The organism is Micromonospora sonneratiae (assembly GCF_042679305.1).
GTDB classification, from domain to species: domain Bacteria; phylum Actinomycetota; class Actinomycetes; order Mycobacteriales; family Micromonosporaceae; genus Micromonospora_H; species Micromonospora_H sonneratiae.
Genome location: NZ_JBHTMP010000054.1, coordinates 37,483 through 44,441, shown reverse-complemented (window position 1 = coordinate 44,441; position 6,959 = coordinate 37,483). Strand labels below are relative to the sequence as shown.

8 protein-coding genes are annotated in these 6,959 nt (G+C 68.3%); 6 read left to right on the top strand and 2 right to left on the bottom strand.

Going from position 1 to position 6,959, the window contains the following annotated elements; genetic code table 11:
- The 6 genes from infB to ACFQ4H_RS26605 all read left to right on the top strand — a co-directional run.
- Positions 1–1,979, top strand: a 1,979-nt coding sequence (gene infB, locus ACFQ4H_RS26630) for a translation initiation factor IF-2 (protein ID WP_377575658.1), incomplete at its 5' end; no start/stop codon positions are given.
- A 90-nt stretch (positions 1,980–2,069) separates the two neighbouring features.
- Positions 2,070–2,363: a DUF503 domain-containing protein gene (locus ACFQ4H_RS26625; protein ID WP_377575656.1), complete on the top strand. Its 294-nt coding sequence runs from the start codon at positions 2,070–2,072 to the stop codon at positions 2,361–2,363.
- 157 nt (positions 2,364–2,520) lie between these two features.
- Complete coding sequence (gene rbfA / locus ACFQ4H_RS26620) at positions 2,521–2,994, top strand: 30S ribosome-binding factor RbfA (RefSeq protein ID WP_377575653.1); 474 nt, start codon at positions 2,521–2,523, stop codon at positions 2,992–2,994.
- A gap of 44 nt (positions 2,995–3,038) precedes the next feature.
- Positions 3,039–4,085 carry a DHH family phosphoesterase gene (locus ACFQ4H_RS26615; RefSeq protein WP_377575674.1) on the top strand — a complete coding sequence of 349 codons (1,047 nt, stop codon included), beginning with the start codon at positions 3,039–3,041 and terminating at the stop codon, positions 4,083–4,085.
- 52 nt (positions 4,086–4,137) lie between these two features.
- Positions 4,138–4,545 (top strand): hypothetical protein, encoded by a 408-nt coding sequence (locus tag ACFQ4H_RS26610; RefSeq protein ID WP_377575650.1) that lies wholly within the window; start codon positions 4,138–4,140, stop codon positions 4,543–4,545.
- 5 nt (positions 4,546–4,550) lie between these two features.
- Positions 4,551–4,760 (top strand): DUF6186 family protein, encoded by a 210-nt coding sequence (locus ACFQ4H_RS26605; RefSeq protein ID WP_377575671.1) that lies wholly within the window; start codon positions 4,551–4,553, stop codon positions 4,758–4,760.
- A gap of 388 nt (positions 4,761–5,148) precedes the next feature.
- Here ACFQ4H_RS26605 and ACFQ4H_RS26600 read toward each other — a convergent pair whose 3' ends face one another.
- Entirely contained in the window at positions 5,149–6,294 is a 1,146-nt protein-coding gene (locus ACFQ4H_RS26600) for a sensor histidine kinase (protein ID WP_377575647.1), read from the bottom strand.
- The gene (locus ACFQ4H_RS26595; RefSeq protein WP_377575645.1) at positions 6,291–6,944 is read right to left on the bottom strand and encodes a response regulator transcription factor; all 654 of its coding nucleotides are present in this window, start codon (positions 6,942–6,944) and stop codon (positions 6,291–6,293) included. The genes ACFQ4H_RS26600 and ACFQ4H_RS26595 overlap by 4 nt, the downstream gene beginning before the upstream one ends.
- Between the last annotated feature and the right edge of the window lie 15 nt (positions 6,945–6,959).

Here is a 6,959-nt window from a genome sequence, read left to right as displayed (position 1 = left end):
GTGCCGGTGGCGCGGGCCGTCCTGGCGGCGGTGGTCGTGGTCGCGGTGGCGGTGCTGCGGGTGCCTTCGGGCGTCCGGGCGGCAAGCCGGCGCGCGGTCGCAAGTCCAAGAAGCAGCGCAGACAAGAGTTCGACAACCTGTCCGCACCGACCATGAGCTCGGGTGCCCCCCGGGGTCAGGGTCAGGTCGTACGGTTGTCGCGCGGTGCCTCGCTGTCGGACTTCGCTGACAAGATCAACGCCAACCCGGGTTCGCTGGTCCAGGAGATGTTCAACCTGGGCGAGATGGTCACCGCGACCCAGTCGTGCTCCGACGACACCCTGCTGCTGCTGGGTGAGCACCTCGGTTTCGACGTGCAGATCGTCAGCCCGGAGGACGAGGACCGCGAGCTGCTGGCGCAGTTCAACATCGACCTCGACGCCGAGGTCGCCGAGGACCGCCTGGTCAGCCGAGCGCCGGTAGTGACCGTCATGGGTCACGTCGACCACGGTAAGACCAAGCTGCTCGACGCGATCCGCAAGGCGAACGTCGTGGCCGGCGAGGCGGGTGGCATCACCCAGCACATCGGCGCCTACCAGGTGCACGTGCCGCACGAGGGCATCGACCGCGCGGTGACCTTCATCGACACCCCGGGTCACGAGGCGTTCACCGCCATGCGTGCCCGTGGTGCCCAGGTCACCGACATCGTGGTGTTGGTGGTCGCCGCCGACGACGGCGTCATGCCGCAGACGATCGAGGCGCTCAACCACGCCAAGGCGGCCGACGTGCCGATCGTGGTCGCGGTGAACAAGGTCGACAAGCCGGAGGCCAACCCGGACAAGGTCCGCCAGCAGCTGACCGAGTACGGACTGGTCGCCGAGGAGTACGGCGGCGACACCATGTTCGTCAACGTGGCGGCGAAGCCGGGTATCGGCATCGACGACCTGCTCGAAGCGGTCCTGCTGACCGCCGACGCGTCGCTGGAGCTGACTGCTCCGATCGACGGCCCGGCCCAGGGTGTCGCCATCGAGGCGCACCTGGACAAGGGACGTGGTGCGGTGGCGACGGTGCTGGTCCAGAAGGGCACGCTGCGGGCCGGTGACTCGATCGTCGCCGGTGGGGCACACGGTCGCGTGCGGGCCATGCTCGACGAGAACGGCAATCCGGTCGCTGAGGCGGGTCCGTCCCGCCCGGTGATGGTGCTCGGTCTGACGGCCGTGCCCGGCGCGGGGGACACGTTCCTCGCCGCCGAGGACGACCGGACCGTGCGGCAGATCGCCGAGCAGCGCCAGGCCCGGCGGCGGGCGGCTGCCTTCGCGAACTCGCGTGGGCGGGCGACGCTGGAGACGCTCATGGAGCAGCTCAAGGAGGGCGAGAAGACCTCGCTCAACCTGGTGCTCAAGGGCGACGGTTCGGGTTCGGTCGAGGCGCTCGAGGATGCGCTGTTCAAGATCGATATTCCGGAGGAGGTCCAGCTCAGGATCATCCACCGGGGCGTCGGCGCGATCACCGAGAGCGACGTCAACCTGGCGAGCGCGTCCACCGAGGCTGTCACGATCATCGGCTTCAACGTGCGGGCCTCCAACAAGGTCCGCGAGATGGCCGACCGCGAGGGCGTGGAGATCCGGTACTACACCGTCATCTACCAGGCCATCGAGGAGATCGACGCGGCGCTCAAGGGCCTGCTCAAGCCGGAGTACGAGGAGGTCGAGCTCGGCACCGCGGAGATCCGCGACGTGTTCCGCTCGTCCAAGATCGGCAACATCTCCGGTTGTATCGTGCGGTCGGGCACCATCCGCCGGAACGCCAAGGCGCGCCTGCTGCGCGACGGGGCGGTCATCGCGGACAACCTCACGATCAGCTCGCTCAAGCGGTTCAAGGATGACGCCACCGAGGTCCGTGAGGGCTTCGAGTGCGGTCTGACCCTGGGTGGTTACAACAACGTCCAGGTCGGCGACGTCATCGAGACCTTCGAGATGCGGGAGAAGCCCCGCACCTGACAGGTGTGAAAACAGGATCAAGGGGTTTACGTCCGACCGGGCGTAAACCCCTTGATCTTGTAGCTGGAATGACGGGTATTCTGCGTCACGATGTTTACCGGAACTGCGGTCTTCGACATTCTTCTGCCCGGCGACTCCCGGTCGCTGAAGGCGAAGAGATCCTACGTACGGCCCATCGTGGCCGCCCTGCGCCGGTTCGAGGTCTCGGCTGCTGAAGTCGGTGCTCTCGACCTGCACGGGCGGGCGGAAATTGCAGTGGCTGTAGTGGCTGCTGAGGTCGGTCATGTCACTGAGGTGCTCGACAGTTGCGAGCGTCTGGTGGCGGGTCGACCGGAGATTGAATTGCTGTCCGTACGGCGGCGGTTACACGGCGCCGACGACTGAAATGCGGCCCGGAAAACGCGTCCGATGGACGGGTGGCCGGGACGAGCGTGCCCCGCCGTAGCGCGGGTAGTGTTCCTGACGTTGGCCGGTCCGGCTCCGGTGGCGCGGATGGCGCCACCGGTCCCGGCCGGGAGCAAGATGCCGTGGAGGTGCGGAGATGACGGACCCGGCCAAGGTGCGCCGGCACGCTGAGCGCGTGCGTGAGCTGGTGGCTTCGGTGGTGCGTACCCAGATCAAGGATCCTCGGCTCGGCATGATCACGATTACCGACGCGCGGATCACTCCGGACCTGCGCGACGCAACCGTCTACTACACGGTGCTCGGTGACGCGGCGGCCCAGACGGCCACGGCGGCGGCGTTGGACAGCGCCAAGGGCATGCTGCGCAGCACCGTCGGAAAGGCGTTGGGACTGCGGCACTCGCCGACCCTGACCTTCGTCCTCGACAACGTCCAGGACCAGGTCAAGCACATCGACGACCTGCTGGCCGCGGCTCGTAACGCCGACGCTGAGGTGCAACGGCTGGCTGCGCAGGCCGAGTACGCCGGCGAGGCACAGCCGTACCGGACCGAGGACGAGGACGAGGACGAAGAGGGCAACGAGCCGACCGGCGCCCCCGAGGACCGGCGGTGACTGCCCTCACCGGCTCCGCCGGGGCCGCTCTCGCCGAGAAGCCGGTGCCGGCGACCGGGTCCGGCCAGGCCGGACCCACCGAGGCTGACTGGGCTGCGGCGGTCGCTGCGGTACGTGGTCTGCCCCCGGATGGTCGGGTGTTGTTGATTTGTCACGTCAATCCCGACGGTGACGCGCTCGGCAGCATGCTCGGTTTCGCCTTCGGCCTGCGCCGACTCGGTGTCCGGCAGCTACAGGCCACCTTCCCCGGCCCACCGGAGGTACCCGAACCGCTGCTCGGTCTGCCCGGCCTCGATCTGCTCGTCCCGGCGGACGAGGCCTATCCCGATCCGGACCTGGTGATGTGCTTCGACGCAGCCAGCGCGTCCCGGCTCGGCGACCTGGTGGACCGGCTCGATCGGGCGGGTACGGCGGTGGTGCTCGACCATCACGCCTCGAACACCCGGTTCGGAAAGATCAACCTGATCGATCCGGGGGCCGCGGCCACCTCGGTCGTCGCGGAGGGGCTACTGGCCCGGCTCGACGTGCCGTTGGACGCTGAGATCGCCGAGTGCCTGTACGTCGCGTTGGCCACCGACACCGGCTCGTTCCGTTTCGCCATGACCACCCCGGCCGTGCACGAGATGGCCGCGCGCCTGCTGGCCACCGGCATCCGGCCGGGGGACATCTCCCGTCAGATATTCGACACTCGGCCGTTCGGGGCGATCCGGCTCTACGGTGACGTGCTGAGCCGGGTCCAGCTCGAGCCGGAGGCGGCCAGCGGGCTGGGACTGGTGTGGACCTTCGCCACCCTCGACGACCTGGCCCGCCACGGACAGCGGCCGTACGTGTTGGAGCCGTTGATCGACTCGGTGCGCTGCGCGGCCGAGGCCGACGTGAGTTGCGTGGTCAAGCAGGTCACCGAGGGGCAGTGGGCGGTGTCCATGCGCAGCAAGGGCGGGGTGGACGTCAGCCAGGTCGCCGTCGCCCTCGGCGGTGGAGGACATCGCTCGGCGGCCGGGTTCACCGGCCTGGGTACGGCCGTCGATGTCATCGGTGCCATCCGGTCCGAGTTGGATCGCGCAATCATCAAGGCGGAAGATCAGGGGTAATCCGGGGAGTGTTGCCCTTTTCGGCCGCCAACGCCTCGGGAACAATCGGAGGATGGAGCAGCCGCCGGAGATCACCGCAGAGGTGCCACGGACCTGGGACAAACCGGTTGTATCGATTCCGGTAATCGCCTGCCTGTCTCTGGTCGGTGGCCAACTGCCGTCCTTCTCCGCGCAGGCCAACCTCTACGCGCTGGGCACCGGCGGGGCGCTGATCTGGCTGGGGCTGTCCAACCGGGTCTCCCGTCGTCGGCCGCCGGCCCGGCTGGGGTCGGGCGCGGTCTGGTGGCTGTTGCCGGTGATGGTCTTCGGCCTGTTCGAGGGAGCCACGTTCATCATCAACGCCGGGGACGAGTTCCCGACCTTCTCCCGGCTGGCCGATCCGTTGCTGGAGGACGAGCTGGTCCGGTCGGCGGCGTACTTCGGATGGCTGATGACGTTCTGGGGCCTGGTGCGACGATGAGCGGCATGCGCCTGCTGGCCATCGGTGGGTTCGCGCTGGCGATCGTCCTGTTCGCCGTGCTGGAGTGGGCCGCCCGCCGGGAGGGCTCCCGGATACCGACCTTCAGCGACGTCTGTGCCTATGTCATGCAGTACGAGGTCGGCCCGGTGCCCGTGGGCAGGCTCGGGGTGTTCGGGTTCTGGTGGTGGGTGGGCTGGCACTTCTTCGCCCGGTGACCTTCGTCGCCGGGCAACTGTCCAGATTTCGGGAACACCACGAACAGCGGGGGACCTTAACGATAATTTGGGAACGGATCTGGGGCCGCCAATGGTGGCGCCGTTCCGGGCGGTGGTGCATATCCAGGCTCCGCCTCCCTCCAGGGTTGACCGACCCGGGCCTACGCTGCCCCGGCCAGCCGCTCCGGTGATCCCGGACCGTCAGCCAGCGGCACCAGCAACCGCCTGCCGGGCCGCCAGTGTGGTGGCTCGCACCCTGGGAAGGATCCGCCATGCCAGCCAAGCCTCAGCCCGAGAACACCGAAGACGACGCCCGTGAGCAGGCGCGTCGCGCGCTTCAGACGTCGATGGACACCCGTCAGTAGGCGGCACGAGATTCCCCCGCAGCTCAGCCCTGCTGTACGGGAAACTGCACGGTCAGTTCCAAGCCACCGCCCCGATTGGGGCGGGCGGTGATGCCGGCGTCGTGGGCACGGGCGATGGCGGCGACGATCGAAAGTCCCAGTCCGGCGCTGTCGGCCGACCCGGTCCGTGTCGTGTGCAGCCTGCGGAACGGCTCGAACAGTTCGTCGATGCGGCTCTCGGGTATCTCGGGGCCGCTGTTGCGGACGGTCAGGCTGCCGGCGGCAGTGACGCGGATGTCGACCACGCCGTCGGGTCGGTTGTACCGGACGGCGTTGTGCACCAGGTTGGCCACGAGCCGGTGTAACAGCACCGGGTCACCGGTGACCGTGACCGGCTCGATGTCCTGTCTGATCGTGATACCGGTGACCGGTGTTTCGCTGGCGGCTCGACGTACGAGGAGATCGAGGGCTACCGGCTCGGTCGTGCTCAGCCCATGTTCCCCCTGGGCGAGGAGGAGCAGCCCGCCGATCAACCGCTCGCTGCGCCGATTGACCTCGAGCAGTTCCTCCCGGACCCTGGCCAGCCGCTCGGGGGAGGGACTGTCGAGACCGATCTGGATCGCCGCGCGTTGGATGGCCAACGGGGTCCGCAGTTCGTGCGAGGCGTTGGCGATGAACCGGCGCTGGCTGTCCACGGACCGTTCCAGCCGCTCCAGCATGGTGTCGAACGTGTCGGCCAGTTCGGTCAGCTCGTTGCGTGGGCCGGTGAGCGCGATCCGTTCATGCAGGTTGGACAGGGACAGCCGTCGCGCGGTGCCCGTGATGTGGTGCAGTGGGCGCAGCAGGCGACCGGCCAGCCACCAGCCGATGGCGATCGACGCGACGGTGAGTACGACGATCGTGATCCCCGCGATGGTCCACTGGTACGCGAGCACCTCGTCGGGCAGGACCCGGAGTTTTCCGGCCAGCGGTTGTGGGGGCGCGGCCGGCGGATCGACCGGCGGGCCGCCCGGCAGGCCTGTCGGTGGCCCGGCCAGTTCCTCGGGAGGATGGACGCTGATGCCCTCGAACCGCTTCTGCAGATTGACTTTCAGCAGCAGGTTGGTCGTGACGAGCAGGACCGTCGAGGTGGCAAGGAAGAGCCCCGTGTAGACGGCGGTCAGTCGCATCCGTACCGTGTGACGTTTCACAGCCGGTATCCGACGCCGGGGACGGTGTGGATGCAGGGCGGGTCGCCCAGTTTGGCGCGCAGCCTGCTGATGATGACGCGGACCACGGTCGTGAACGGGTCGACGTTCTCGTCCCAGGCCAGTTCGAGCAGGGTCTCCGCGCTGACGACGGTACCGTTCGCCCGCATCAGCACCTCCAGTACGGCGTACTCCTTGACCGAGAGCGACAGGTGACGTCCGTCACGGCTGACCTGGCGGCGCGGAGTGTCGAGCACGATCCCGGCTCGTTCCAGGACCGGCGGAACCGGGGCCTGGCTGCGTCGTCCGAGGGCCTGCACCCGCGCCACGAGTTCGCTGTAGTCGAACGGTTTGGGCAGGTAGTCGTCGGCGCCGAGCGCCAGCCCGGCGACCCGTTCGGGCACCGAGGCTGCGGCGGTCAGCAACAGGATCCGGGTACGTGCGGCGGTCTGTGCCAGATTCCGGCAGATCAGGTCGCCGTGCACTTCCGGCAGGTCACGATCGAGTACGAGCACGTCGTAGTCGTGAACGGCGAGACGTTCCGATGCGGCTGCACCGTCGTAGACCACGTCCACCGCCATGGCGTGTCTGCGTAGCCCTTCGGCTACCAGGTCGGCCAGCAGCTTCTCGTCCTCGGCCACCAGGATTCGCATGCCATCTCTGTACCA